The organism is Streptomyces argenteolus (assembly GCF_042902585.1).
Taxonomy (GTDB): Bacteria; Actinomycetota; Actinomycetes; order Streptomycetales; family Streptomycetaceae; genus Streptomyces; species Streptomyces argenteolus.
Genome location: NZ_JBIBEG010000001.1, coordinates 1,085,773 through 1,111,866 on the forward strand (window position 1 = coordinate 1,085,773; position 26,094 = coordinate 1,111,866).

Consider the following 26,094-nt stretch of genomic DNA (forward strand, 5'->3'; position numbering starts at 1 on the left):
TGACATGAGTCCAGAAATCACCCGAACCGGATCTTCCGCTCCCGTGCGGGAGGTCACCGTGCTGCTCTCCCCCACCAGGCGAGGGGCGCGGCTCGCCCGCCTGCTGACCGTGGCCCACCTGAGCACCTGGGGTCTGCCCTCGGGGACTGCCGCGCAGATCGTCGCCGAGCTGGCCGCGAACGCCGTACTCCACGGCCGGGTGCCGGGACGGGACTTCCGGCTGGGCCTGGCGGTCCACCAGGACGGGCCCCTGCGCATCGAGGTCACCGACGCCCTGGGCGACCGGCTGCCGCACACGGTCACCCCGGACCCGCGCACGGAGACAGGACGCGGGCTGCTGATCGTGGAGGCGCTCGCCGACCGCTGGGGCGTGGCCCCGGGGCCCTTCCCCCGTAAGACCGTCTGGGCGGAGCTCGACCTCAGGTGGTGACCGCACCCACCGGGTCGCGGTGGGCCGCGACCCGGTGGCCCACGGCATCAAAAGCTTGTGAGTACGAGAAGGAAGAACCCTCCCCACCCCAACCCGACCCACCCCGGCCCCGGTCACTCGCGCGGGTGACATATGGCAACTGGGCTGGATTTGAGGTGGGTTGCCGGGCATATGCTCGCGGCGACAACCACAGACATGCGACGGCCCCCGGCCGGGACTGCGAATCCCGATCGAGGGCCTGACCACCGAGGAAGTACGAGGCTTCCCGATGGATACCCAGCAGGTTAGCGCGCCCCCGTGCGCCCCGTCCCCCGAGTCCGGGGGCCGCCCGCCGTCCTCCGGCGTCACCCACGTCACCGTCCGGCACACTGCGGCCTTCACCGTCGTCGGCAACCACCTCGCCCGGCACCGCACGCTCTCGCTGCTGGCGATCGGGCTCGCCGTGCACATCCAGTCGCTGCCGGACGGGGCGAAGATCGGCATCCGGCATCTCGCCGCGCGCTTCCCGGAGAGCGAGGCCCGGATCGCGGCTGCCCTGCGCGAGCTGGAGGCGACGGGCTACCTGCGCCGTAGCCGCGTACGCCTGGCCGACGGCCGCATCGTCACCCGGACCGTCTCCTACAACCAGCCGGGCGCCGAAACACCCGCGGTCTCGATCCCCCGCCCCAGGTCAGGTCAGCGGACCACCCATGTACCGCCGATCGCGCCGCCACCCGCGCCTGGGCCGATGGCGCCTCCGGTGTCTCCGTCGCCCCCGCCACCGGCGCCGAACGCAGCGCCGGTGGCGCACGGGCCCGCGCCGGAGCGGCCACCTGCCCCCGACCCGCTGCCCGTCCTCCTCCCGGCCCCCACCGCACGAACCGCGCCTCCGCAGCCCCTGCCCCGGCCTCAGGCAGCCGATCCCGAACTCCACCGGTCGGCCTCGGCGCTCCTCGCGGACCTGCGGCGCCTGACGCCCCAACTCACCCTGTCCGAAAGGGACATCGAGACACTCACCCCCGGTGTCGTCACCTGGCTGGAGCGTGAAGCCCACCCGGACACGGTCTGCCAGGCCCTGACGACCGACCTGCCCGTGCCGCTGAAGCACCCGGCCAAGCTCCTGCGGCACCGGATCACCGCCCTGCTGCCGCCGCCTCTGCCCGGTGCCCAGGACCTCGCACCCCCGCAGCTTCCCGGCAGGATCGTCATCCCGCTCCAGAACTGCGACCTCTGCGACCGCGCCTTCCGCTCCCGCCACCCCGGCCGGTGCCGGGGCTGCCGGACCGGCGTCCACACCGCCGCCTGACCTGGTGGCGGCCCTCGCTCTCGAACGGATCCGTATGGCCAACGCGCCCCACGAGGCGATGCACCGCATCTTCCAGGAGTACCCGGGACTCTTCTCCCGGGTCTCCGACCTGCTCGGCCTCGCCTTCCCCGAGTCCACCAGGACCGAGGTCCTCTCCAACGACCTCACGGAGAATCAGCCACTCGAACGCCGGGTCGACACCCTGCTGCGCATCGAAACGGAACACCAGGGGCCCTTTCTGCTCGCCGTCGAGGCTCAAGGCAGGAAGGACCCCGACAAGCACGCGAGCTGGGCCTACTACTTCTCGTACCTGCTGGCGAAGTACGGGCTGCCGACCACGCTTCTGGTGGTCTGCCAGGACCGGGCCACCGCCGAATGGGCGTCCCGCCCCGTGCGGCTCGGTGCGGCCCAGTGGCTCGTGCTCACCCTGCACCCGCTGGTCGCGGGACCCCACAACATCCCGTTCATCACGGATGTGGCGCAGGCCCGCAAGGACCTCCCGCTGGCTGCCCTGTCCGCCATCACACACGCCGACAATCCGGACGTCGGTGCCATACTGAAATCGCTGTCCACCGCGCTGCGGGACACACCGGAGACAATCGCCAACCCCCTCGTCGAACTCACCGCTCAAGGCCTGGGCAACCGCCCGGCCGCACAACAGTGGAGGACCTGGTGGCCGTGGACCTCTCTTTCTACACTTCACCGCTCTCCGAAGAGATCCGAGCCGAAGGCGAAGCCAAGGGCCAAGCCAGGGGCCAGGCCAGGAGCCTGCTCAGGATGCTCGAACTGCGCGGCGTCGACGTACCCCCCGAGGCCCGCCAAAAGATCACCGGCTGCGACGACGCCGAACTCCTGGACCACTGGTTCAGCCGCGCCGTCACCGCCACCTCCGTCGAGGAGATCTTCACCGAGGGGTGACGGGCCGGAGCCACCCTCACGTACGCGTGACCGTGCCGCAGGACCCGTCGGGCTGCCACTCCCTGCGGTCGTAGGGGTCCACGTCGGGCCCGGCGGGGCTGGGGTCCTTCCTGTCGCTCGGGAAGGACGGGTGCAGGAATCCGTCGTTCAGCGCGCAGTCGGTGTTGCCGACGTTCTGCTGCGAGCTGACGACGGAGAGCTTGCCCGGCGTGGCCACGAACCGCTCCGGGTCGTGCAGCGCCGTCGTGAGCTTCCGCCGCACGATCGTGCGGGCCACCTCGTCCCCTCCAGCCCGCACCAGCGGGTACACGAAGGTGTAGTCGGCGTGCACCTCCACGGATCCGGCAGGGCCCGCTTCGAAGGACATCCGCCCGCGCGTCTTGACGACGTCCCCCACCAGCTGGATCTCGTCCGGGTCGAACCGGCTGAACAGCATCAGCGGATCCAGTTCCTCGCCGGGCTCCGCGAGTGACCGCTCCAGCCGGTCGCGCTCCCCCTCCTGCAAGGGGTCGATCAGGTCCAGCGCCTCCGCCGGCCGCTCACCACGCAGGGTCGCCGGGTCGAGGTTCGCGGACACGAGCAACCGCCGGGTGGCCCGCAGGGCCTGTTCGACCTCGCCCTTGCTCATCCCTCCCACCGCCTCGGCCTCCGGGATCTCGATCCCTGCCGCCCCGTCCGCCCAGCGGAGCGCGGGCGAGCCCAGGAAAGGCTGCTCGGGCGTCGGCCTCTCCACATCGGCCCCGGCGGCAGGCGCGGCGGTCGGCGGCGCGGTCTCGGCCGGCAGCGGCGCCGCGTCAACGGAGTCGCCCCCTCCGGGCAGGTGGTCGGTCAGCAGGCTCGGCCGCATGGTGACCACGAGAGCTGCCGCGACCAGGACGATCCCCAGGGCCCCGGCGAGACGCTTGCGCTTCCTGGTCCGGCTGCTCGGCTGCCCGGAGGGGCCGGTGCGCCACCCGTCTGGCTGCCACGCCTCGGCCGGCTTGTTCCTCCGGCCCGGGCGCCGCCTGCTCGCGGCAGCCTCCTCGTCCAGCGCCCGCAGACGCGCGGTGACCATGCGGGCACGGGCCGAGGGCTCCTTCGGGACGTCGCCTCCACCGCTCCCGGCCTCCCGGAGGAATGCCTCCCACTGTTCGTCGGAGACGGCACCCCCCTCGTCCGGGCGCTCGGACGGCTCTCCTGCCGGAGTTCTGGTGCTCACTGTTCTGTTCCACTCCCCCACACGACTCTGCCGCCACCAGTTCACGCCGCCGCGCGCACACGGACAAGAGTGCGAGGCCAACGGTGACGATCACGTGACGCTCCCCGCCTGGGCGAACCACCCCGCACGGCCGGCCTGACATCGCGTGCTCCCCCGGCGCGAGAACGCCCGGTGCAAGCGCTTCCCCCTCGCCGCCAGGACCTTTGCGCGTGAGCCCAACAGCCTGGCTGCCCGCGCCCGGGTCGGGCGATGCTCGGGGACGACGCGGCCGGGGGCGTGACCCCCGCCGCACCGACGAGCGGCAACCGGCGCACGGCCCGGCGACTGAGGGCCCGTGGGACGGCGAGCCGCTCCACAACCTCATGGGGGAACACATGCGACAGAGGGCCATGGCAAGGACGCTCGTCAGCCTCACCACGGTCGCCGGGATCGCCGCCGGCAGCCTCGTCGGAGCCGGAGCCGGCTTCGCGGCACCCGCACAGAGCACCCCGGCGGTGGCGAGCGCCGAGGCCGGCGTGCTCGCGACCGTCAACCTCGGCCTGAGCACGACGCAGGCCGCGAACGTCCAGCGCGCACTGGCTGCTCGCTGGCTCTACAGCGGCGGCATCGACGGGCAGCTCGGCCCGGAGAGCTGGAAGGCGATGCAGCGCTTCCTCAAGGCGAACCACGGATACACGGACCCGATCGACGGGATCGTCGGCCCCGACACGATCAGGGCCCTGCAGCGCTACCTCAAGCAGTTCTACGGCTACACGGGGCCGATCGACGGCGTCGCCGGAGCCGGCACCCAGGCGGCTTTCAAGCGGGCGGCGGGCTACTGCCCCAGCGCCTGCCTGCTGCCCTGATCAGGCCCCGCCGGCCCTCGGACCCGCCGCGGTACGACAGCACCTGAGCGGCCCCGCACCGCGCACGGCGAAGGGCCCCGCACCTCTCTCGCGAGAAGTGCGGGGCCCTTCTGGTGCTCTGTGCGGAGCTACCAGGTCAGACGATCAAGTGATTACTTGATGATCTTGGTGACCTGGCCGGCGCCCACGGTCCGGCCACCCTCACGGATGGCGAACTTCAGGCCCTCTTCCATGGCGACCGGCTGGATCAGCGCGACGTCCATGAGGGTGTTGTCACCCGGCATGACCATCTCGGTGCCCTCGGGAAGGGTCACAACGCCCGTCACGTCCGTGGTACGGAAGTAGAACTGCGGGCGGTAGTTGTTGAAGAACGGGGTGTGACGGCCACCCTCGTCCTTCGACAGGATGTAGGCCTGGGCCTGGAACTCGGTGTGCGGCGTGACCGAACCCGGCTTGATGATGACCTGGCCGCGCTCGACGTCCTCGCGCTTGATGCCACGGAGGAGCAGACCGACGTTCTCACCGGCCTGGCCCTCGTCGAGCAGCTTGCGGAACATCTCGATGCCGGTGACCGTGGTGGTGGTCTTCTCGGTCTTGATACCGACGATGTCGACGGTCTCGTTGACCTTCAGGACACCACGCTCGATGCGGCCGGTGACGACCGTACCGCGACCGGTGATCGTGAAGACGTCCTCGATGGGCATGAGGAACGGCTTCTCGACGTCACGCTCGGGCTGCGGGATGGCCTCGTCGACGGCGGCCATCAGGTTCAGGACCGACTGGCCCCACTCCTTGTCGCCCTCGAGAGCCTTGAGCGCCGAGACCTTGACGACGGGAACGTCGTCGCCCGGGAACTCGTACTCGGAGAGGAGCTCACGAACCTCGAGCTCGACGAGCTCCAGGATCTCCTCGTCGTCCACCATGTCGGCCTTGTTCAGCGCGACAACGATGTACGGCACGCCTACCTGGCGGGCCAGGAGCACGTGCTCCTTGGTCTGCGGCATCGGGCCGTCGGTGGCCGCGACCACGAGGATGGCGCCGTCCATCTGCGCCGCACCCGTGATCATGTTCTTGATGTAGTCGGCGTGACCCGGGCAGTCGACGTGCGCGTAGTGACGCGACTCCGTCTGGTACTCGACGTGCGCGATCGAGATCGTGATACCGCGCTGGCGCTCCTCAGGAGCCTTGTCGATCTGGTCGAAGGCCGAGGCCTCGTTCAGGTCCGGGTACGCGTCGTGCAGCACCTTGGTAATGGCGGCCGTGAGGGTCGTCTTACCGTGGTCGATGTGACCGATGGTGCCGATGTTGACGTGCGGCTTAGTCCGCTCGAACTTTGCCTTCGCCACTGGGGTCCTCCTGAGTGGTTCTGTACGCCTTGCTTCATCGGCGCCAGGTGATCTTTGCTGGAATGCCGGTGCCGGGGGCATTCGCCACGCTGCTTACGCGCTGCGACGAATGCCCGACCGGGCTCCGGTGACAAGCCTAAAGCGTGAGCTCGGAAGAGTTACTCGCCCTTGGCCTTCGCGATGATCTCCTCGGCGACGTTCCGCGGAACCTCGGCGTAGGAGTCGAACTGCATCGAGTAGCTTGCGCGACCCGAGGTCTTGCTGCGGAGGTCTCCGACGTAGCCGAACATCTCCGAGAGAGGCACGAGGCCCTTCACGACGCGAGCGCCGCTGCGCTCCTCCATGGCCTGGATCTGGCCACGGCGGGAGTTGAGGTCGCCGATGACATCGCCCATGTAGTCCTCGGGCGTGGTGACCTCGACGGCCATCATCGGCTCGAGGAGCACGGGGGACGCCTTGCGGGCACCCTCCTTGAACGCCTGCGAACCGGCGATCTTGAAGGCGAGCTCCGAGGAGTCGACCTCGTGGTAACCACCGTCGAGAAGGGTGACGCGGACGCCGACCATCTCGTAACCGGCCAGGATGCCGAACTGCATGGCTTCCTGAGCACCCGCGTCCACCGAGGGAATGTACTCACGGGGGATGCGGCCACCGGTGACCTTGTTGACGAACTCGTAGGAGGCGTCGCCACCCTCGATGGGCTCGAGGGCGATCTGCACCTTCGCGAACTGGCCGGTACCACCAGTCTGCTTCTTGTGCGTGTAGTCGATGCGCTCGACGGTCTTGCGGATCGTCTCGCGGTAAGCGACCTGGGGCTTGCCGACGTTCGCCTCGACGCGGAATTCGCGCTTCATGCGGTCGACGAGCACCTCGAGGTGAAGCTCGCCCATACCACCGATGATGGTCTGGCCGGTCTCCTCGTCCGAGTGCACCTGGAAGGAGGGGTCCTCCTCCGAGAGGCGCTGGATGGCGACACCCAGCTTCTCCTGGTCACCCTTGGACTTGGGCTCGATGGCGACCTGAATGACCGGCGCCGGGAAGTCCATGGACTCCAGGATCACCGGGTTCTTGTCGTCGGACAGCGTCTCACCCGTGGTGGTCTGCTTCAGGCCCATGACGGCGACGATGTCACCGGCGCCCACCGACGCGATCTCCTCACGCTTGTTCGCGTGCATGCGGTAGATCTTGCCGATGCGCTCCTTCTTGCCCTTGACCGAGTTCAGCACCGCGGTGCCGGCCTCGAGGCGACCGGAGTAGATCCGGACGAAGGTGAGCTTGCCGAGGTGCGGGTCACTCGCGATCTTGAACGCGAGGCCGGAGAACGGCTCGTCGTCCGAAGGCTTGCGCTTGATGACCAGCTCCGGGTCCTTGACGTCGTGGCCCTCGATGGCCTCGACGTCCAGGGGGGAAGGCAGGTAGCGGACGACCGCGTCGAGCAGGGGCTGGACGCCCTTGTTCTTGAACGCGGTGCCACAGAAGACGGGGGTCACGGTGACGGAGTCGGCCGAGCCCTTCGACGCGAGGGTGATCCGGCGGATCGCCTCGTGCAGCTGCTCCTCGGTGGGCTCGTTGCCCTCGAGGTACAGCTCCATCATCTCCTCGTCGTTCTCGGCCACGGCCTCAAGGAGCTTGCCGCGCCATTCCTCGGCGGCCTCCTTGTGCGTGTCCGGGATCTCGACGGTGTTGTACATCTCGCCCTTGGCAGCCTCTTCGGGCCACACGAAGGCCTTCATCGACACGAGGTCGACGACGCCCTTGAAGTCGGCTTCGGCACCGATGGGGAGCTGCATGACGAGCGGAACCGCACCGAGGCGGTCGACGATCATGTCGACACAACGGTGGAACTCGGCGCCCGTACGGTCGAGCTTGTTGACGAAGCAGATGCGCGGAACGCCGTAGCGGTCCGCCTGACGCCACACGGTCTCGGACTGGGGCTCGACGCCGGCCACACCGTCGAACACGGTGACGGCGCCGTCGAGGACGCGGAGCGAACGCTCCACCTCGACGGTGAAGTCCACGTGGCCCGGGGTGTCGATGATGTTGATGGTGTGGTCAACATCATTGAGCGGCCAGTGACAGGTCGTCGCGGCGGACGTGATCGTGATGCCGCGCTCCTGCTCCTGCTCCATCCAGTCCATCGTGGCAGCGCCGTCGTGGACTTCACCGATCTTGTACGAAACGCCGGTGTAGAAGAGGATCCGCTCGGTGGTGGTCGTCTTGCCCGCGTCGATGTGGGCCATGATCCCGATGTTGCGGACCTTGGCCAGGTCAAGCGAAGTGGTGGCCATAAGGCTCAATCTTCTCTCGGTCTCGATGGGGTGAGCGACTACCAGCGGTAGTGCGCGAAGGCCTTGTTGGACTCGGCCATCTTGTGGGTGTCCTCGCGCTTCTTGACGGCAGCGCCAAGACCGTTGGAGGCGTCGAGCAGCTCGTTCATGAGGCGCTCGGTCATGGTCTTCTCGCGGCGGGCGCGGGAGTAACCGACGACCCAGCGCAGAGCGAGGGTGGCGGCGCGACCGGGCTTGACCTCGATCGGCACCTGGTAGGTGGCGCCACCGACACGGCGGGACTTGACCTCGAGCGAGGGCTTGACGTTCTCAAGCGCGCGCTTCAGCGTGATGACCGGGTCAGCGCCGGTCTTCTCGCGGAGGCCTTCCATGGCGCCGTACACGATCCGCTCGGCGGTGGAACGCTTGCCGTCGAGCAGGATCTTGTTGATCAGCGAGGTGACAAGAGGAGAGCTGTAGACCGGGTCGATGATGACCGGGCGCTTCGGGGCGGGGCCCTTACGAGGCATTCTTACTTCTCCTTCTTGGCGCCGTAGCGGCTGCGGGCCTGCTTGCGGTTCTTGACACCCTGGGTGTCGAGCGAGCCGCGGATGATCTTGTAACGAACACCCGGCAGGTCCTTCACACGGCCACCACGCACGAGCACGATGGAGTGCTCCTGCAGGTTGTGCCCCTCACCCGGGATGTAGGCCGTGACCTCGATACCGGAGGTCAGACGCACACGCGCGACCTTACGGAGCGCCGAGTTCGGCTTCTTCGGGGTGGTCGTGAACACACGCGTGCAGACACCACGACGCTGGGGCGAACCCTCGAGCGCGGGCGTCTTGTTCTTCTCGACCTTGTCCTGCCGGCCCTTCCGGACCAGCTGCTGGATCGTAGGCACTACTTCTCCGGTTTCTGTGTGCCGTTCGTGAAACTAACCTGGAACACTCTCCGACCCACGCGGTCGGGTGTGTCGAATACTGCACGCCCCTGCGATGAGGCAGGAAGAACACAGATTGCGGTGGCCACTTACGGACTCGCCGTGCGGCAGAGGACACGCACGCGAGCCCAGGCACACCCCAGGCACAAGGCTTGAGCGTACCTACCTCACGGAGCTGGGTCAAAACAAATGCCGTCCACCCCGGGCCCGTACCACCCGTCGCCCCGCGCGACCGGACGCGACACACCCGGGCCACGCCGCCTCCGGAACCGGCACTGTGCCTCCCACCAGCATAAACGACCCGGCGGTGGCCGGGCGGGCGGCCGCGCCCCGGAAGCGGCCGGCCCGGGACCGGTCACCCCGGGTGACCGACCTCACGAACCGGCCCCCGGGCACGCAGAAGGGCGCCCACCCCGTTGCACACGGGGTGGGCGCCCTTCTCACGCGCTTCTACTGGTTGTACGGACCGTAGTCGTAGTCCTCCAGCGGAACGGCCTGGCCGGAGCCCGTGCCGAACGGCGAGTAGTCGATGTCGTCGTAGCCGACGGCCGAGTACATCGCGGCCTTGGCCTCCTCGGTCGGCTCGACCCGGATGTTGCGGTAGCGGGACAGACCCGTACCGGCCGGGATGAGCTTACCGATGATGACGTTCTCCTTGAGGCCGATCAGGGAGTCCGACTTGGCGTTGATCGCCGCGTCGGTCAGGACCCTGGTCGTCTCCTGGAAGGACGCCGCCGACAGCCACGACTCGGTGGCGAGCGAGGCCTTGGTGATACCCATCAGCTGCGGACGGCCGGAGGCGGGGTGACCGCCCTCGGTGACCACACGACGGTTCTCGGTCTCGAACTTCGAGCGCTCGACGAGCTCGCCCGGCAGCAGTTCCGCGTCGCCGGACTCGATGATCGTCACACGGCGCAGCATCTGCCGGATGATGATCTCGATGTGCTTGTCGTGGATCGACACACCCTGCGAGTTGTAGACCTTCTGGACCTCGCCGACCAGGTGGACCTGGACCGCGCGCTGACCGAGGATCCGCAGCACGTCGTGCGGGTTCGTGGCACCGACGGTGAGCTTCTGGCCCACCTCGACCGCGTCGCCCTCGCCGACCAGGAGACGGGCACGCTTGGAGATCGGGAACGCCGTCTCCTCGCTGCCGTCGTCCGGGGTGACGACGAGCTTCTTGGTCTTCTCGGTCTCCTCGATGCGGACCCGGCCCTTGGCCTCCGAGATCGGGGCGACACCCTTGGGGGTACGCGCCTCGAAGAGCTCGACGACACGGGGCAGACCCTGCGTGATGTCGTCACCGGCCACACCACCGGTGTGGAAGGTACGCATCGTCAGCTGGGTACCGGGCTCACCGATGGACTGGGCGGCGATGATGCCGACCGCCTCACCGATGTCGACCAGCTTGCCGGTGGCGAGCGAGCGTCCGTAGCAGAAGGCACAGGTGCCGACCGCGGACTCACAGGTCAGGACCGAGCGGGTCTTGACCTCCTCGACGCCGGCGCCCACCAGGGCGTCGATCAGGACGTCACCGAGGTCGACGTTGGCCGGCGCGATGACCTTGCCGTCGACGACGACGTCCTCGGCGAGCATGCGGGCGTAGACCGAGGTCTCGACGTCGTCCGTCTTGCGCAGGACACCGTCCGCACCCTTGACGGCGATCTTCAGCTTGAGGCCGCGGTCGGTGCCACAGTCCTCCTCGCGGATGATCACGTCCTGCGAGACGTCCACCAGACGACGGGTCAGGTAACCCGAGTCGGCGGTACGCAGGGCGGTGTCCGCCAGACCCTTACGGGCACCGTGCGTGGAGATGAAGTACTCCAGAACGGTGAGGCCCTCGCGGAAGGACGCCTTGATGGGACGAGGGATCGTCTCGTTCTTGGCGTTCGACACCAGACCACGCATACCCGCGATCTGACGCATCTGCATCATGTTTCCTCGGGCACCCGAGTCGACCATCATGAAGATGGGGTTCGTCTTCGGGAAGTTCGCGTTCATCGCCTCGGCAACCTCGTTGGTCGCCTTGGTCCAGATCGCGATGAGCTCCTGCGTGCGCTCGTCCTTGGTGATGAGACCGCGCTCGTACTGCTTCTGGACCTTCTCGTCCTGCTCCTCGTAGCCCTTGACGATGGCCTTCTTGGCCTCGGGCACGACGACGTCGGAGATGGCCACGGTCACACCGGAGCGGGTCGCCCAGTGGAAACCGGCCGCCTTCAGGTTGTCGAGCGTCGCCGCCACGATGACCTTGGGGTAGCGCTCGGCCAGGTCGTTGACGATCTCGGAGAGCTGCTTCTTGCCCACCGAGTAGTCGACGAACGGGTAGTCCTCGGGCAGCAGCTCGTTGAAGAGCGCGCGGCCCAGGCTCGTACGCAGACGGAAGGTGTCACCCGGCTGGTACTCGGGCTCGCCCTCCTCGGCAACCGGCGGCACCCAGCCACGCGGGGGCATGGTGCCCACCGGGAAGCGGATGTCGACCTTCGCCTGGAGCGACAGCTCGCGGGCGTCGAAGGCCATGGTGGCCTCGGCCGTGGAGCCGAACGCGCGGTCCGTGCCCTTGACGTTGCGGCCCTCTTCGTCCGTGGTGAGGAAGAAGAGGCCCAGCACCATGTCCTGGGTCGGCATGGTGACGGGACGACCGTCGGCCGGCTTCAGGATGTTGTTCGAGGACAGCATCAGGATGCGGGCCTCGGCCTGCGCCTCCGCGGAGAGCGGCAGGTGCACGGCCATCTGGTCACCGTCGAAGTCCGCGTTGAACGCGGTGCAGACGAGCGGGTGGATCTGGATGGCCTTGCCCTCGACCAGCTGCGGCTCGAAGGCCTGGATGCCGAGGCGGTGCAGGGTGGGCGCACGGTTCAGCAGCACCGGGTGCTCGGCGATGACCTCTTCGAGGACGTCGTACACGACGGTGCGGCCACGCTCGACCATGCGCTTGGCCGACTTGATGTTCTGCGCGTGGTTCAGGTCCACCAGGCGCTTCATCACGAACGGCTTGAAGAGCTCCAGTGCCATCGCCTTCGGCAGACCGCACTGGTGCAGCTTGAGCTGCGGACCGACGACGATCACGGAACGCGCCGAGTAGTCCACGCGCTTGCCGAGGAGGTTCTGACGGAAACGACCCTGCTTGCCCTTCAGCATGTCGCTGAGGGACTTCAGGGGCCGGTTACCGGGACCGGTGACCGGGCGACCACGACGACCGTTGTCGAAGAGGGCGTCCACGGCCTCCTGGAGCATGCGCTTCTCGTTGTTCACGATGATCTCGGGCGCGCCGAGGTCGAGAAGCCGCTTCAGGCGGTTGTTGCGGTTGATCACGCGGCGGTACAGGTCGTTCAGGTCGGAGGTCGCGAAGCGGCCACCGTCCAGCTGCACCATCGGACGCAGGTCCGGCGGGATGACCGGCACGCAGTCGAGCACCATGCCCTTGGGCTTGTTGCTGGTCTGCAGGAACGCGGAGACGACCTTGAGGCGCTTGAGCGCACGGGTCTTCTTCTGGCCCTTGCCGGTGCGGATGATCTCGCGGAGGCGCTCGGCCTCCTCGTCGAGGTCGAAGGACTCCAGGCGCTTCTGCAGCGCGGCGGCGCCCATGCAGCCGTCGAAGTACGTGCCGAAGCGGTCACGCAGCTCGCGGTAGAGCAGCTCGTCGCCCTCGAGGTCCTGGACCTTGAGGTTCTTGAAGCGGCTCCACACCTCGTCGAGACGGTCGATCTCGCGCTGCGCACGGTCGCGCAGCTGCTTCATCTCACGCTCGGCACCTTCGCGCACCTTGCGGCGCACGTCGGCCTTGGCACCCTCGGCCTCGAGCTCGGCCAGGTCGGTCTCGAGCTTCTTGGCGCGGTTCTCGAGGTCCGAGTCGCGGCGGTTCTCGATCTGCTGGCGCTCGACGGAGACGTGCGCCTCCAGCGACGGGAGGTCGCGGGTACGGCGCTCCTCGTCGACGAACGTGATCATGTACGCGGCGAAGTAGATGACCTTCTCGAGGTCCTTCGGCGCGAGGTCCAGCAGGTATCCGAGGCGCGACGGGACGCCCTTGAAGTACCAGATGTGGGTGACGGGAGCGGCAAGCTCGATGTGTCCCATGCGCTCACGGCGCACCTTGGCGCGCGTGACCTCGACGCCACAGCGCTCACAGATGATGCCCTTGAAGCGGACACGCTTGTACTTGCCGCAGTAGCACTCCCAGTCCCGGGTCGGACCGAAGATCTTCTCGCAGAAGAGTCCGTCCTTTTCGGGCTTGAGCGTGCGGTAGTTGATGGTCTCCGGCTTCTTCACTTCGCCGTGGGACCAGGTCCGGATGTCGTCCGCGGTGGCAAGGCCGATCCGCAGCTCGTCGAAGAAGTTGACGTCGAGCACTTGTCGTCAATCCCTCTTTCGGGGGTTCGAGCCCCCTCGCTTCACGCGAGAAATCGGGGCACTTCAGCAATGGTCTGAACGGGTCCGGGGAGAGCCGGCCGGATCACGGGGATCCGGCCGGGCAACCCGTCAGACCTCTTCGACGCTGCTCGGCTCGCGCCGGGACAGGTCGATACCGAGCTCCTCCGCCGCGCGGAAGACGTCCTCGTCCGTGTCGCGCATCTCGATGGACATGCCGTCCGAGGACAGCACCTCCACGTTGAGGCAGAGCGACTGCATTTCCTTGATGAGCACCTTGAAGGACTCGGGAATGCCCGGCTCGGGGATGTTCTCGCCCTTGACGATCGCCTCGTAGACCTTCACGCGGCCGGTGACGTCGTCGGACTTGATCGTCAGCAGTTCCTGGAGGGCGTATGCGGCGCCGTAAGCCTCAAGGGCCCACACCTCCATCTCACCGAATCGCTGCCCACCGAACTGCGCCTTACCACCCAGCGGCTGCTGCGTGATCATGGAGTACGGGCCGGTCGAGCGCGCGTGGAGCTTGTCGTCGACCAGGTGGTGCAGCTTGAGGATGTACATGAACCCGACCGAGACCGGGTCCGGGAACGGCTCGCCGGAGCGGCCGTCGAACAGCTGGGCCTTGCCGGAGGGCTGGACCAGCCGGTCGCCGTCGCGGTTCGGGATCGTGGCTCCGAAGAGACCGGAGATCTCGTCCTCGCGCGCACCGTCGAAGACGGGGGTGGCGACGTTGGTGCCGGGCGCGACCTGGTCTGCGCCGATGGCCTGCAGGCGCTGGGCCCACTCGTCACCGAGGCCGGAGACGTCCCATCCGCGGCTGGCGAGCCAGCCGAGGTGGATCTCCAGGACCTGTCCCGGGTTCATTCGGGACGGGACACCCAGCGGGTTGAGGATGATGTCGACCGGGGTGCCGTCCTCCAGGAACGGCATGTCCTCGATCGGGAGGATCTTCGAGATGACGCCCTTGTTGCCGTGACGGCCGGCGAGCTTGTCACCATCGGTGATCTTGCGCTTCTGCGCGACGTAGACGCGGACCAGCTGGTTCACGCCCGGCGGCAGCTCGTCGCCCTCTTCGCGGTCGAAGACGCGGACGCCGATGACCTTGCCGATCTCGCCGTGCGGGACCTTCAGCGAGGTGTCACGCACCTCGCGCGCCTTCTCACCGAAGATCGCGCGGAGCAGGCGCTCCTCCGGGGTCAGCTCGGTCTCACCCTTGGGCGTGACCTTGCCGACGAGGATGTCGCCGGCGACGACCTCGGCACCGATGCGGATGATGCCGCGCTCGTCGAGGTCGGCGAGGACCTCTTCGGAGACGTTCGGGATGTCCCGGGTGATCTCCTCCGGGCCGAGCTTGGTGTCACGGGCGTCGACCTCGTGCTCCTCGATGTGGATCGAGGAGAGGACGTCGTCCTGCACGAGGCGCTGCGACAGGATGATCGCGTCCTCGTAGTTGTGACCCTCCCACGGCATGAACGCCACGAGCAGGTTCTTGCCGAGCGCCATCTCACCGTTCTCGGTGGCCGGCCCGTCGGCGAGGACCTGGCCCTCGATGACCCGGTCGCCCTCGGAGACGACGACCTTCTGGTTGACCGAGGTGCCCTGGTTGGAGCGCGAGAACTTGGCGATGCGGTACGTGGTGTACGTGCCGTCGTCGTTGGTGACGGTGACGTAGTCCGCGGAGACCTCCTGGACCACACCGTCCTTCTCGGCCTTCAGGACGTCACCGGCGTCGGTGGCGCAGCGGTACTCCATGCCGGTGCCGACGAGCGGCGCCTCGCTCTTGATGAGCGGGACGGCCTGGCGCATCATGTTCGCGCCCATGAGGGCACGGTTGGCGTCGTCGTGCTCCAGGAACGGGATCATCGCGGTGGCGACGGACACCATCTGGCGCGGCGAGACGTCCATGTAGTCGACGTCGTCACCGGGGATGTAGTCGACCTCTCCGCCACGACGGCGGACCAGGACGCGCGGCTCCGTGAAGCGCATGTCCTCGGAGAGCGTCGCGTTCGCCTGGGCGATCACGAAGCGGTCTTCCTCGTCGGCGGTGATGTAGTCGACCTCGTCGGTGACCTGGCCGTCGACGACCTTGCGGTACGGCGTCTCGATGAAGCCGAACGCGTTGACGCGGCCGTACGAGGCGAGCGAACCGATCAGACCGATGTTCGGGCCTTCAGGGGTCTCGATCGGGCACATGCGTCCGTAGTGGGACGGGTGCACGTCACGGACCTCGAAGCCGGCGCGCTCACGGGACAGACCACCCGGGCCCAGCGCCGACAGACGGCGCTTGTGGGTCAGACCCGACAGCGGGTTGTTCTGGTCCATGAACTGCGACAGCTGGCTGGTGCCGAAGAACTCCTTGATGGAGGCGACGACCGGCCGGATGTTGATCAGGGTCTGCGGCGTGATCGCCTCGACGTCCTGGGTGGTCATGCGCTCACGCACGACACGCTCCATACGGGCGAGACCCGTACGGACCTGGTTCTGGATGAGCTCGCCGACGTTACGCAGGCGACGGTTGCCGAAGTGGTCGATGTCGTCGGTCTCGACGACGATCGTCCGGCCGGACTCACCGACGGTCTCGAGCTCACCGGCGTGCAGCTTCACCAGGTACTTGATGGTCGCGATGATGTCGTCGCTGGTGAGGACACCGGCGTCGAGCGGCTCGTCGGCGCCGAGCTTCTTGTTCACCTTGTAGCGGCCGACCTTCGCGAGGTCGTAGCGCTTCGGGTTGAAGTAGAGGTTCTCGAGCAGCGTCTGAGCGGCCTCGCGCGTGGGCGGCTCGCCCGGGCGCAGCTTGCGGTAGATGTCGAGCAGCGCGTCGTCCTGGCCCTGGGTGTGGTCCTTCTCCAGGGTGGCGCGCATGGACTCGTACTCGCCGAACTCCTCGAGGATCTGCTCGGTGGTCCAGCCGAGAGCCTTCAGGAGGACGGTGACGGACTGCTTGCGCTTGCGGTCGATACGGACACCGACCATGTCGCGCTTGTCGATCTCCATCTCCAGCCAGGCACCCCGGGACGGGATGATCTTGGCGGAGAAGATGTCCTTGTCGGACGTCTTGTCGATGGAGGAGTCGAAGTAGACGCCCGGCGAGCGGACGAGCTGCGACACGACGACACGCTCGGTGCCGTTGATGACGAAGGTGCCCTTGTTGGTCATGAGCGGGAAGTCGCCCATGAAGACCGTCTGGGACTTGATCTCGCCGGTCTCGTTGTTGGTGAACTCGGCCGTGACGAAGAGCGGCGCGGCGAACGTGAAGTCGCGCTCCTTGCACTCGTCGATCGAGTTCTTCGGGGGCTCGAAGCGGTGGTCGCGGAACGTCAGCGACATCGACCCGGAGAAGTCCTCGATCGGCGAGATCTCCTCGAAGATCTCCTCCAGGCCGGACTTGGTGGGAACGTCTTGTCCACTGTCCAGAGCAGCCTCGACGCGAGCCTTCCAGGCGGCATTGCCGAGGAGCCAGTCAAAGCTCTCGGTCTGCAGCGCGAGGAGGTTCGGAACCTCGAGGGGCTCCTTGATCTTTGCAAAAGAGATGCGCAGCGGGGCGGTGCTGGCACCGTTGTTCGTATTCGAGGTCGAGGCGTTGCGCGAGGCGGCCAAGAGGGGGTCCTTCCGAGGGCTCGGACTCACTACGCGCGTACCGGCCCCATGCCGCACACAGAGACAGAAAACCCAAGGTCAGGGAATATTCGGTCATCGGTGCTGGGCGTGGGCATGCCCCTGGTGACGGGCAGGAGGCAGCTAACAGGCAGCGCAAAGGGTCAGTGTAGCCAAACGCCACACTGATGTCCAGTCGGGGTTCTCAGAGACCCACGTTGCTCTCAACAGCTGTTCTCAACACCTATGGATAGCCCTCGCGCGGTGTGCGCTCTTCTTTACTGCCCTCTTCGCTCTCGATCCATGCCTCGGATGCGGATCGAGATGATGACGCGTCCTGAGAATTGCGCGCCTCGTGCGGTTCGTCAAGGCCCCGAGGTCCCGGTGGACGCCCCGGCGATCTTCACCTGCGTCCGGAGGACGCTTGTTGACTGCCCTCTGCGCGCCCCGGAGAAACGCACGGCGAAGATCACCCTACTCGCCGCGGACGGAAGTTCAAGGCAGCCCTGGGGGGCACGCCAAAGGGCGACCACCCGGATGGGTGATCGCCCTTTGCGATGTGACATCCCCGCCTCACGGCAGGGAGGGTCCTGAGGAGTCAGAGGACTCGCAGGGTCACTTGACCTCGACGGAGGCGCCGGCGCCCTTGAGGGACTCGGCGGCCTTGTCGGCGGCGTCCTTGGCGACCTTCTCGAGGACGGGCTTCGGGGCGCCGTCCACGAGGTCCTTGGCCTCCTTGAGGCCCAGGGAGGTCAGCTCACGCACGACCTTGATGACCTGGATCTTCTTGTCACCGGCGGCGGTGAGGATGACGTCGAACTCGTCCTGCTCGGCCTCGGCCTCGGCCGGGGCGCCCGGGCCCGCGGGACCGGCAACGGCGACCGCGGCGGCGGCGGTGACGTCGAACTTCTCCTCGAAGGCCTTCACGAACTCGGAGAGCTCGATGAGGGTGAGCTCCTCGAACTGAGCGAGCAGGTCTTCCTGGCTGAGCTTCGCCATGATGGCGTCCTTCCACTAATTCGGCAGGTGCCGGATGTATATGTCGGCGGGCGTACGGGCCCGCTGCGAGCCGTGGGGCGGAGTGTTACTCCGCCACCTCGGCGTCGGCGGGAGCCGGCGTACCGGCACCGCCCTGCTCGGCCCTCTTGGCGCGAAGCGCTTCCGCGGTGCGGACGAACTTCGACGGCAGAGCCTGGAAGAGCTGCGCAGCCTGAGTCTGCTTGCCCTTCATGGCGCCGGCCAGCTTGGCGAGCAGAACCTCGCGGGACTCGAGGTCCGCGAGCTTCTTGATCTCATCGGCGGACAGCGCCTTACCGTCAAGGACACCGCCCTTGATGATGAGGTTGGGGTTGTCCTTGGCGAAGTCACGAAGACCCTTCGCCGACTCCACCGGGTCACCGGTGACGAAGGCAACCGCCGTCGGACCCGAGAACAGGTCGTCCAGCGTGTCGATCCCGGCCTCGTTGGCCGCAATCTTGGTCAGCGTGTTCTTCACCACGGCGTACTGGGCGTTCTCACCGAGCGAACGGCGCAGCTCCTTGAGCTGTGCCACGGTGAGACCCCGGTACTCGGTCAGCACGGCGGCGTTCGAGCTGCGGAACTGGTCCGTCAGCTCGGCTACCGCGGCAGCCTTGTCGGGCCTTGCCATGAGCGTCGGCCTCCTTCCGGGTGATGAGGACCGCTCAGAAGGGGCCGGTAAAGACGAAACGCCCCGGCGCAGGCGCCAGGGCGTAGCTCGACCGAATGAGATCCGGGAGCTTTCCACAGTCACCTGCGCAGGTCGCCCGTTCTCGACGGATCCTTCGGTCACCGCTTCCTCTGACGAGGGCACGGCAACGACCAGCGGTCTTTGGCTTCTTCAGGAGAGTACGCGACCGGGGCCGTTCGGAGCAAATCCGTCCCGGTTCGACCGGTGCGAGAGGTTTAGGGGCCGCTCACGCCGCTCGGCCCGCACACGAGGGCGGTCGCTGCGGAACGTACGAGGACGGGCCCCGCTGCCTCCCAAGAGGCTGCGGGGCCCGTCCCATGCCGTGACGTCGGCTACCGGGTGAGCACGGGGGCTCAGACGGCGGCCGGGTCCTCCTCGACGAGGAGGTTGCGCACGCGGTTGGCGTCCAGCGGGATGCCGGGGCCCATCGTCGTGCTCATGGTCGCCTTCTTGATGAAGCGACCCTTCGCGGCGGACGGCTTCAGACGGAGGATCTCCTCCAGCGCCGCGCCGTAGTTCTCGACCAGCTTGGTGTCATCGAAAGAGGTCTTGCCGATGATGAAGTGCAGGTTCGAGTGCTTGTCGACGCGGAACTCGATCTTTCCGCCCTTGATGTCGTTGACAGCCTTGACGACATCGGGGGTGACGGTGCCGGTCTTCGGGTTCGGCATCAGACCACGCGGACCGAGCACGCGGCCCAGGCGGCCGACCTTGCCCATGAGGTCCGGCGTGGCGACGACGGCGTCGAAGTCCAGACGGCCCTTCGCCACCTCGTCGATGAGCTCGTCGGCGCCGACGATGTCGGCGCCCGCGGCTTCCGCGGCCGCAGCACGGTCACCGGTCGCGAAGACCAGGACCCGGGCGGTCTTGCCGGTGCCGTGCGGGAGGTTCACGGTGCCACGGACCATCTGGTCGGCCTTGCGAGGGTCGACACCCAGGCAGAAGGCGACCTCAACGGTGCCGTCGAACTTCGTGGTGGCGGTGTCCTTGGCGAGACGGACGGCCTCGAGGGGGGCGTACGTACGCTCCCGGTCGACCTTGGCGTCCGCAGCGCGGAGGTTCTTGCTGCGCTTCACATCTACTCCTGTGGTGTTCAGAGTGTGGAGTCGTGGTGCGGACCAGCGCTTGGTCCTACCACTGAGGGGCTACGGGGCTGACTCAGCCTTCGACCGTGATGCCCATGGAACGGGCGGTGCCAGCGATGATCTTCGACGCGGCGTCGAGGTCGTTGGCGTTCAGGTCGGGCAGCTTGGTCGTGGCGATCTCGCGGACCTGGGCAGCCGTCAGCTTGGCGACCTTGGTCTTGTGCGGCTCGCCGGAGCCCTTGTCCACACCCGCGGCCTTGAGGATCAGCTTGGCGGCCGGCGGAGTCTTCGTGATGAAGGTGAAGGAGCGGTCCTCGTAGACCGTGATCTCCACCGGCACGACCATGCCACGCTGCGACTCGGTCGCGGCGTTGTAGGCCTTGCAGAACTCCATGATGTTGACGCCGTGCTGGCCCAGTGCGGGACCGACCGGCGGCGCCGGGTTGGCCGCACCGGCGTTGATCTGGAGCTTGATAAGCCCCGTGACCTTCTTCTTCTTGGGAGGCATTGCTCTCTCCGGGTCCTAGTGAGAGTGTTTCGCCGCCATTCCGGTCATCCGGATGGAGGCATACCGCACAACGATAACGGGTATAGCTGCGCGACCAAAAACCGAGCAGGTCAGACCAGCTGCGAAGCCGGTCTGACCTGCTCGGTAGGCATGTGTCCAGAAGCTGGCGGTGAGCCCGTCAGTTCTTCTGGATCTGGTCGAAGCTGAGCTCGACCGGGGTCTCGCGACCGAAGATCTCGACGAGGCCCTTGACCTTCTTCGAGTCGGCGTTGATCTCGTTGATCGTCGCCTGAAGGGTCGCGAACGGGCCGTCGGTGACGGTGACCGAGTCGCCCACCTCGAAGTCCAGCACCTGGACCTCGACCTTGCGGGCGGGAGCCGGCTTGCCCTCGGCCTCGGCCGCCTCGCGGGCCGCCTTCTCCTCGGCCTCGGGAGCGAGCATCTTGACGATCTCGTCCAGGGTCAGCGGGTACGGATCGTAGGCGTTGCCCACGAAGCCGGTGACGCCGGGCGTGTTGCGGACGACGCCCCAGGACTCGTTCGTCAGGTCCATGCGCACCAGGACGTAACCCGGGAGCTTGTTCTGACGGACGTTCTTCCGCTCGCCGTTCTTGATCTGGACGATCTCTTCCTCGGGCACCTCGGCCTGGTAGATGAAGTCCTCGACGTTGAGCGAGACGGCGCGCTGCTCCAGGTTGGCCTTCACACGCTTCTCGTAACCGGCGTACGTGTGGATGACGTACCACTCGCCGGGAAGGCCACGCAGTTCCTCGCGCAGGGCGGCGACGGCGTCCACGGGGGCGGCCGGCTCGGCAGCCTCCTCGGCGTCCTCGTCGTCCTCCTCGGACGCGTCCTCGTCGCGGTCGGCGGCCTCTTCGGCCTCTTCGGTCTCGTCCGACTCGACGTTCACGGCGTCCTGCTCGGCGGGCTCGCCGGCGGCGGCGTCAGCAGCTTCGACCTGGTCCGGGTCCACGCCATCCGACGCCTCGACGATGTCGAGCTCGTCCTCGGCGGACTCGACGGCGCTCGCCGTGGGCTCGGCGTCGTCGTTCAGGTTCGGGTCAGACACGATGGCTGCTTCTTCCTGGATACATATGGGTGGAACATGCGAAAGGGGCGCCGATGAGGCGCCCTCCGCGGGGATCAGCCGAAGACGTACTTGATGACCCGCGCAAATCCGAAGTCAATCACGGTGACGAGACCGATCATGACGACCACGAACACGATCACCACGGCCGTGTAGGTCGACAGCTGGCTGCGCGTGGGCCATACGACCTTGCGGAGCTCGGCGACGATCTGGCGGTAGAAAAGCGCGAGACGGCCCAGAGGGCCCTTCTTTCCGCGCTTGCCGCCCTTCCGGGTCTTCTTCTTCGACTCGGGGGCTTCGTCCTCGGCATCAGGCATGTCGATGGAGCCCACGGCGTCCGTCACGCTACTCACCTGATTCCGGGTCGTGGCCGTGCCGCGCCCGGTGGAGCCGCACGGCGGTGCATTGAAGTACGTACATGCGCACACATCCTGGCGAAGGAGTGTGTAGCAGGGCCGGAGGGACTTGAACCCCCAACCGCTGGTTTTGGAGACCAGTGCTCTACCAATTGAGCTACGACCCTTTGTGGTTTCCACCAACCTACCGCATCTTCTCCGGTGGGCCGGATGGAAAACGGTGCGGCTGATGAAGGCCAACGACAGGTGAGTGTACGTGTTCAGCGGCGCCGCGTCGAACAGACAACAACCGACCGGTCCTGTCCGCATGCTGTCCGAGTGCTGTCCGGTCCCTGAAACCCCTGTGCCGACGGCTTTTCCGGTCTGCGAGCATGGGGGGCATGAGCGCTGCAACTTCTCCGTCCGAGCGCCGGGTCTCGGCCCGCATCGGTGCGATCTCCGAGTCCGCCACCCTCGCCGTCGACGCCAAGGCCAAGGCCCTGAAGGCCGCCGGGCGTCCGGTGATCGGCTTCGGCGCCGGCGAGCCCGACTTCCCGACCCCTGGTTACATCGTGGAGGCCGCCGTCGAGGCGTGCCGAAACCCGAAGTACCACCGCTACACCCCGGCGGGCGGGCTTCCCGAGCTCAAGTCCGCCATCGTGGCGAAGACGCTGCGCGACTCGGGCTACGAGATCGACGCCTCCCAGGTCCTGGTGACCAACGGCGGCAAGCAGGCCATCTACGAGGCGTTCGCGGCGATCCTCGACCCGGGCGACGAGGTCATCGTCCCGGCCCCCTACTGGACGACCTACCCGGAGTCGATCCGTCTCGCCGGCGGGGTCCCGGTCGAGGTCGTGGCTGACGAGACCACGGGCTACCGGGTCTCGGTCGAGCAGCTGGAGGCGGCGCGCACCGAGCGCACGAAGGTCGTCCTGTTCGTGTCGCCGTCCAACCCGACCGGCGCCGTGTACAGCGAGGCCGAGACCGAGGCGATCGGCCGCTGGGCCGTCGAGCACGGTCTCTGGGTGATGACGGACGAGATCTACGAGCACCTGGTCTACGGCGGCGCGGCGGCTGCCTCGCTCCCGGCCGTGGTGCCCGAGCTGCGTGACAAGTGCATCGTCGTCAACGGCGTCGCCAAGACCTACGCCATGACCGGCTGGCGCGTGGGCTGGATCATCGGCCCGAAGGACGTCGTGAAGGCCGCGACCAACCTGCAGTCGCACGCCACCTCCAACGTCAGCAACGTCGCGCAGGCCGCCGCGCTGGCCGCCGTCTCCGGTTCGCTGGACGCGGTGGCCGAGATGCGGACCGCCTTCGACCGGCGCCGCAAGACCATCGTGCACATGCTCAACGAGATCAACGGCGTGTTCTGCCCCGAGCCGGAGGGGGCCTTCTACGCGTACCCGTCGGTGAAGGGTCTGCTCGGCAAGGAGATCCGTGGCAGGCGCCCGGCGGACTCCGTCGAGCTGGCCGCCCTCATCCTGGACGAGGCCGAGGTCGCCGTCGTGCCCGGCGAGGCCTTCGGTACGCCCGGCTACCTGCGGCTCTCCTACGCCCTGGGCGACGACGACCTCGTCGAGGGTGTCTCCCGCATCCAGAAGCTGCTGGGCGAGGCCCGCGACTGATCCGCTCGATGGATCGAGGTGGCTCCCGGCTCCGGCCGGGGGCCACTTTTCTGTTCGAGGGGTAACTCACAAGGGGATCCGGGTACCGCCGCACCCCCCGGGTGCGGCAAGATCCTTCAATGGAGCGTGACGTACGGCTGTTGCCCAAGGCCCATCTGCATCTGCACTTCACCGGGTCGATGCGGCCCACGACCCTGCTCGAACTGGCGGACAAGTACGGCGTGCGCCTGCCCGAGGCGCTGACCGGCGGTGAACCGCCCAAGCTGCGGGCCACCGACGAGCGCGGCTGGTTCCGCTTCCAGCGCCTCTACGACATCGCCCGGTCCTGCCTCCGCGCCCCCGAGGACATCCAGCGCCTGGTGCGCGAGACGGCCATGGAGGACGTCGCGGACGGCTCGGGGTGGCTGGAGATCCAGGTCGACCCGACCTCGTACGCCCCGCTGCTCGGCGGGCTCATCCCGGCCATCGAGATCATCCTGGACGCCGTGAACAGCGCGGCCCGCGACACCGGTCTGGGGATACGGGTGGTGATCGCGGCGAACCGCATGAAGCACCCGCTGGACGCCCGCACCCTGGCCCGGCTCGCCGTGCGCTACGCCGACCAGGGCGTCATCGGTTTCGGGCTCTCCAACGACGAGCGCCGGGGGATGGCCCGCGACTTCGACCGGGCCTTCGCCATCGCCCGTGAGGGCGGCCTGATCGCCGCACCGCACGGCGGGGAGCTCGCCGGCCCCTCCAGCGTCCGGGACTGCCTGGACGACCTCGACGCGTCCCGTGTCGGGCACGGCGTACGGGCGGCCGAGGACCCGCGGCTGCTGCGCAGGCTGGCGGAGCGGGGCGTGACGTGCGAGGTCTGCCCGGCGTCCAACGTGGCGCTCGGCGTCTACGAGAAGCCCGCCGACGTGCCCCTGCGCACGCTGTTCGACGCGGGCGTGCCGATGGCTCTGGGCGCGGACGACCCGCTGCTCTTCGGTTCCCGCCTCGCCGCGCAGTACGACCTCGTACGCCGTCATCACGGCTTCACCGACGAGGAACTGGCCGAGCTGGCCCGGCAGTCCGTGCGCGGGTCGGTGGCGCCGGCCGAGGTGCGGGAGAAGCTGCTGGCCGGGGTCGACGCCTGGCTCGCTAGCTGATCCCGCCCAGCAGGGTGCGCGCGAGGGAAGCCGCGAAGTCGTCCGGCGACCGGGGCTCACCGCCCGCCTCGTAGGCGAACGCGCGCTGGGAGCAGGCTCCCAGGAGCAGCGAGGCGGCGGCGTGGGTGTCGGCGTCGGCCCTGACCCTGCCCGCCCGCTGTTCGGCGCGCAGATAGGCGTCGAGGCCCTCGATCGGCTTGTGGGGGCCGGTGCCCATCTCGCGCATGGCCTCGTCGTGGCGGCGCTTGAGCCGGGGCTCGGCGTACAGGGAGGCGAGCACCGGGAACGTCTGCTGGTAGAAGAGCGTCGCCTGGCGCGCGACCTCGGTGAGATTCCGCTCCAGGTCCCCCTCCCCCGGTACGAGATCGCCGAGGAGCGGCCCCAGCCTGGGCATCCGCTCGCCGAGCACCGTCACGAAGAGCTCCTCCTTGCTCCTGAAGTACTTGTAGAGCGCCGCCTCCGAACACCCGGCGGCCCTCGCGATCTCCTTCGTCGTCACCCGCGCGAGGCCGATGCCGAGCATGAGCTCGTGGGCCGCGTCGACGATGCGGACGCGGGCCGGCTTCTTTTCCATGCATGCTCCAACAAGCCTTGACGCCTTGGTGAGTACCCACTCACCCTAGTGGTAAGTGAACACTCACCCACCCGTGAAGGGGCATGCGCCATGAGACTCACCGTGTTCGGAGCGACCGGGGCCGTCGGCCAGGAGATCGTGCGGCAGGCACGCACGTCGGGACACCAGGTAACGGCGGTGGTGCGCGATCCCGCGCGGCTCCCCGAGGGCCTCCGGTCCGCCGCGCCCGACGGGGTCGTGCGGCTGGACGACGAAGCGGCCGTGCGGGCGGCGGTCGCGGGCCGGGACGCCGTGCTCTCCGGCCTCGGAACCCGGGGCCGGAAGGCCGGTGACGTGGCGGAGCGGCTCACCAGGCGGGTACAGGCGGCGATGGAGGCGGAGGGGACCCGGCGGCTGCTGGTGGTGAGCGCCGCCCCGGTCGGTCCGGTACCGGCGGACGAGCCCCTGCTGGACCGGGCGGTCCGCTCGGTGATCGGCGCGGTCCTCAAGGAGGTGTACGCCGATCTGACCCGGATGGAGGCGGCGCTGGCGGCCGGCGCGACGGACTGGACGTCGGTGCGCCCCCCGAAGCTGACCGACGGCCCCCTGACAGGGCGGTACCGGACGGTCGTGGGCGGCACCCCGCGCAGCGGCCGGTCCATCGCGCGGGCGGACGTGGCGCACGCGATGCTGGCGCTGATCGACGAGCCGGCCGCGGTGAAACAGGGCGTGGGCGTCGCCTACTGAAGGCCCCGGGTGCCGCCGCCCGCCGGGGACCGGGCCCTCCTCGCCGCGCCGGGCGGGGCGCCGGGGGACTCGGCCGCGGGCGGCCGGGTCGTGCCGGCCGGGCAGGCCCGGCTCAC

At 68.0% G+C, this 26,094-nt stretch carries 20 protein-coding genes, 1 tRNA gene and 1 pseudogene; 7 read left to right on the forward strand and 15 right to left on the reverse strand.

The window, feature by feature from the left end; all coding sequences use genetic code 11:
- The first annotated feature begins 4 nt into the window (after positions 1–4).
- The 3 genes and pseudogenes from ACFY8O_RS04875 (at position 5) to ACFY8O_RS04885 (ending at position 2,633) form a co-directional block, all read left to right on the forward strand.
- Positions 5–430, forward strand: coding sequence for an ATP-binding protein (locus ACFY8O_RS04875; protein ID WP_387898848.1), 426 nt, complete (start codon positions 5–7; stop codon positions 428–430).
- A 268-nt stretch (positions 431–698) separates the two neighbouring features.
- Positions 699–1,715 (forward strand): helix-turn-helix domain-containing protein, encoded by a 1,017-nt coding sequence (locus tag ACFY8O_RS04880; protein WP_387898850.1) that lies wholly within the window; start codon positions 699–701, stop codon positions 1,713–1,715.
- 34 nt (positions 1,716–1,749) lie between these two features.
- Positions 1,750–2,633 (forward strand): annotated as a pseudogene (locus ACFY8O_RS04885) (hypothetical protein).
- Between the two features lie 16 nt (positions 2,634–2,649).
- Here ACFY8O_RS04885 and ACFY8O_RS04890 read toward each other — a convergent pair.
- Positions 2,650–3,831 (reverse strand): hypothetical protein, encoded by a 1,182-nt coding sequence (locus tag ACFY8O_RS04890; RefSeq protein ID WP_387898853.1) that lies wholly within the window; start codon positions 3,829–3,831, stop codon positions 2,650–2,652.
- A gap of 389 nt (positions 3,832–4,220) precedes the next feature.
- Between ACFY8O_RS04890 and ACFY8O_RS04895 the strand changes: the two genes are divergently transcribed.
- On the forward strand, positions 4,221–4,676 hold the full coding sequence (locus ACFY8O_RS04895) for a peptidoglycan-binding domain-containing protein (RefSeq protein ID WP_387898856.1): 456 nt from the start codon (positions 4,221–4,223) through the stop codon (positions 4,674–4,676).
- A gap of 152 nt (positions 4,677–4,828) precedes the next feature.
- Here ACFY8O_RS04895 and tuf read toward each other — a convergent pair whose 3' ends face one another.
- From tuf to ACFY8O_RS04960, 13 genes are all read right to left on the reverse strand, one after another.
- A complete protein-coding gene (gene tuf, locus ACFY8O_RS04900) occupies positions 4,829–6,022 on the reverse strand; it encodes an elongation factor Tu (RefSeq protein ID WP_145804064.1) in 1,194 nt (397 codons plus the stop codon).
- Positions 6,023–6,180: 158 nt separating this feature from the next.
- Positions 6,181–8,310 carry an elongation factor G gene (gene fusA, locus ACFY8O_RS04905; protein WP_145804066.1) on the reverse strand — a complete coding sequence of 710 codons (2,130 nt, stop codon included), beginning with the start codon at positions 8,308–8,310 and terminating at the stop codon, positions 6,181–6,183.
- Positions 8,311–8,348: 38 nt separating this feature from the next.
- Positions 8,349–8,819: a 30S ribosomal protein S7 gene (gene rpsG, locus ACFY8O_RS04910; protein ID WP_018101248.1), complete on the reverse strand. Its 471-nt coding sequence runs from the start codon at positions 8,817–8,819 to the stop codon at positions 8,349–8,351.
- A gap of 2 nt (positions 8,820–8,821) precedes the next feature.
- A complete protein-coding gene (gene rpsL / locus ACFY8O_RS04915) occupies positions 8,822–9,193 on the reverse strand; it encodes a 30S ribosomal protein S12 (protein ID WP_003948652.1) in 372 nt (123 codons plus the stop codon).
- Between the two features lie 489 nt (positions 9,194–9,682).
- Positions 9,683–13,582, reverse strand: coding sequence for a DNA-directed RNA polymerase subunit beta' (locus tag ACFY8O_RS04920; protein WP_145804068.1), 3,900 nt, complete (start codon positions 13,580–13,582; stop codon positions 9,683–9,685).
- Between the two features lie 129 nt (positions 13,583–13,711).
- A complete protein-coding gene (rpoB, locus tag ACFY8O_RS04925; protein WP_145804069.1) occupies positions 13,712–17,197 on the reverse strand; it encodes a DNA-directed RNA polymerase subunit beta in 3,486 nt (1,161 codons plus the stop codon).
- Positions 17,198–17,809: 612 nt separating this feature from the next.
- A complete protein-coding gene (rplL, locus tag ACFY8O_RS04930) occupies positions 17,810–18,193 on the reverse strand; it encodes a 50S ribosomal protein L7/L12 (RefSeq protein ID WP_145804071.1) in 384 nt (127 codons plus the stop codon).
- 85 nt (positions 18,194–18,278) lie between these two features.
- Positions 18,279–18,842 carry a 50S ribosomal protein L10 gene (rplJ, locus tag ACFY8O_RS04935; RefSeq protein WP_145804073.1) on the reverse strand — a complete coding sequence of 188 codons (564 nt, stop codon included), beginning with the start codon at positions 18,840–18,842 and terminating at the stop codon, positions 18,279–18,281.
- Positions 18,843–19,255: 413 nt separating this feature from the next.
- On the reverse strand, positions 19,256–19,978 hold the full coding sequence (gene rplA / locus ACFY8O_RS04940) for a 50S ribosomal protein L1 (protein ID WP_145804075.1): 723 nt from the start codon (positions 19,976–19,978) through the stop codon (positions 19,256–19,258).
- An 82-nt stretch (positions 19,979–20,060) separates the two neighbouring features.
- A complete protein-coding gene (gene rplK / locus ACFY8O_RS04945) occupies positions 20,061–20,495 on the reverse strand; it encodes a 50S ribosomal protein L11 (RefSeq protein WP_010058817.1) in 435 nt (144 codons plus the stop codon).
- 178 nt (positions 20,496–20,673) lie between these two features.
- The gene (nusG, locus tag ACFY8O_RS04950) at positions 20,674–21,564 is read right to left on the reverse strand and encodes a transcription termination/antitermination protein NusG (RefSeq protein WP_387898865.1); all 891 of its coding nucleotides are present in this window, start codon (positions 21,562–21,564) and stop codon (positions 20,674–20,676) included.
- Between the two features lie 74 nt (positions 21,565–21,638).
- Positions 21,639–21,926, reverse strand: coding sequence for a preprotein translocase subunit SecE (gene secE, locus ACFY8O_RS04955; RefSeq protein ID WP_031096325.1), 288 nt, complete (start codon positions 21,924–21,926; stop codon positions 21,639–21,641).
- 106 nt (positions 21,927–22,032) lie between these two features.
- Positions 22,033–22,105: transfer RNA gene (locus tag ACFY8O_RS04960), tRNA-Trp, on the reverse strand.
- 213 nt (positions 22,106–22,318) lie between these two features.
- On the opposite strand from ACFY8O_RS04960, the gene ACFY8O_RS04965 reads away from it, so the two are divergent.
- The gene (locus ACFY8O_RS04965; RefSeq protein WP_145804079.1) at positions 22,319–23,545 is read left to right on the forward strand and encodes a pyridoxal phosphate-dependent aminotransferase; all 1,227 of its coding nucleotides are present in this window, start codon (positions 22,319–22,321) and stop codon (positions 23,543–23,545) included.
- Between the two features lie 119 nt (positions 23,546–23,664).
- Complete coding sequence (locus ACFY8O_RS04970; RefSeq protein WP_145804081.1) at positions 23,665–24,678, forward strand: adenosine deaminase; 1,014 nt, start codon at positions 23,665–23,667, stop codon at positions 24,676–24,678.
- On the opposite strand, the gene ACFY8O_RS04975 is transcribed toward ACFY8O_RS04970, so the two are convergent.
- A complete protein-coding gene (locus ACFY8O_RS04975; RefSeq protein ID WP_145804083.1) occupies positions 24,671–25,252 on the reverse strand; it encodes a TetR/AcrR family transcriptional regulator in 582 nt (193 codons plus the stop codon). The two genes, ACFY8O_RS04970 and ACFY8O_RS04975, sit on opposite strands and share 8 nt — an antisense overlap.
- Positions 25,253–25,342: 90 nt before the next feature.
- Between ACFY8O_RS04975 and ACFY8O_RS04980 the strand changes: the two genes are divergently transcribed.
- Positions 25,343–25,978, forward strand: coding sequence for an NAD(P)-dependent oxidoreductase (locus tag ACFY8O_RS04980; protein WP_387898871.1), 636 nt, complete (start codon positions 25,343–25,345; stop codon positions 25,976–25,978).
- The last annotated feature ends 116 nt before the right edge of the window (positions 25,979–26,094 follow it).

Coding starts and splice junctions, on each gene's coding strand:
- ACFY8O_RS04875 (WP_387898848.1), top strand. CDS start 5: ATGAGTCCAGAAATCACCCGAACCGGATCTTCCGCTCCCGTGCGGGAG.
- ACFY8O_RS04880 (WP_387898850.1), top strand. CDS start 699: ATGGATACCCAGCAGGTTAGCGCGCCCCCGTGCGCCCCGTCCCCCGAG.
- ACFY8O_RS04895 (WP_387898856.1), top strand. CDS start 4,221: ATGGCAAGGACGCTCGTCAGCCTCACCACGGTCGCCGGGATCGCCGCC.
- fusA (WP_145804066.1), bottom strand. CDS start 8,310: ATGGCCACCACTTCGCTTGACCTGGCCAAGGTCCGCAACATCGGGATC.
- rpsG (WP_018101248.1), bottom strand. CDS start 8,819: ATGCCTCGTAAGGGCCCCGCCCCGAAGCGCCCGGTCATCATCGACCCG.
- rplL (WP_145804071.1), bottom strand. CDS start 18,193: ATGGCGAAGCTCAGCCAGGAAGACCTGCTCGCTCAGTTCGAGGAGCTC.
- rplJ (WP_145804073.1), bottom strand. CDS start 18,842: ATGGCAAGGCCCGACAAGGCTGCCGCGGTAGCCGAGCTGACGGACCAG.
- rplK (WP_010058817.1), bottom strand. CDS start 20,495: ATGCCTCCCAAGAAGAAGAAGGTCACGGGGCTTATCAAGCTCCAGATC.
- ACFY8O_RS04965 (WP_145804079.1), top strand. CDS start 22,319: ATGAGCGCTGCAACTTCTCCGTCCGAGCGCCGGGTCTCGGCCCGCATC.
- ACFY8O_RS04970 (WP_145804081.1), top strand. CDS start 23,665: ATGGAGCGTGACGTACGGCTGTTGCCCAAGGCCCATCTGCATCTGCAC.
- ACFY8O_RS04975 (WP_145804083.1), bottom strand. CDS start 25,252: ATGGAAAAGAAGCCGGCCCGCGTCCGCATCGTCGACGCGGCCCACGAG.
- ACFY8O_RS04980 (WP_387898871.1), top strand. CDS start 25,343: ATGAGACTCACCGTGTTCGGAGCGACCGGGGCCGTCGGCCAGGAGATC.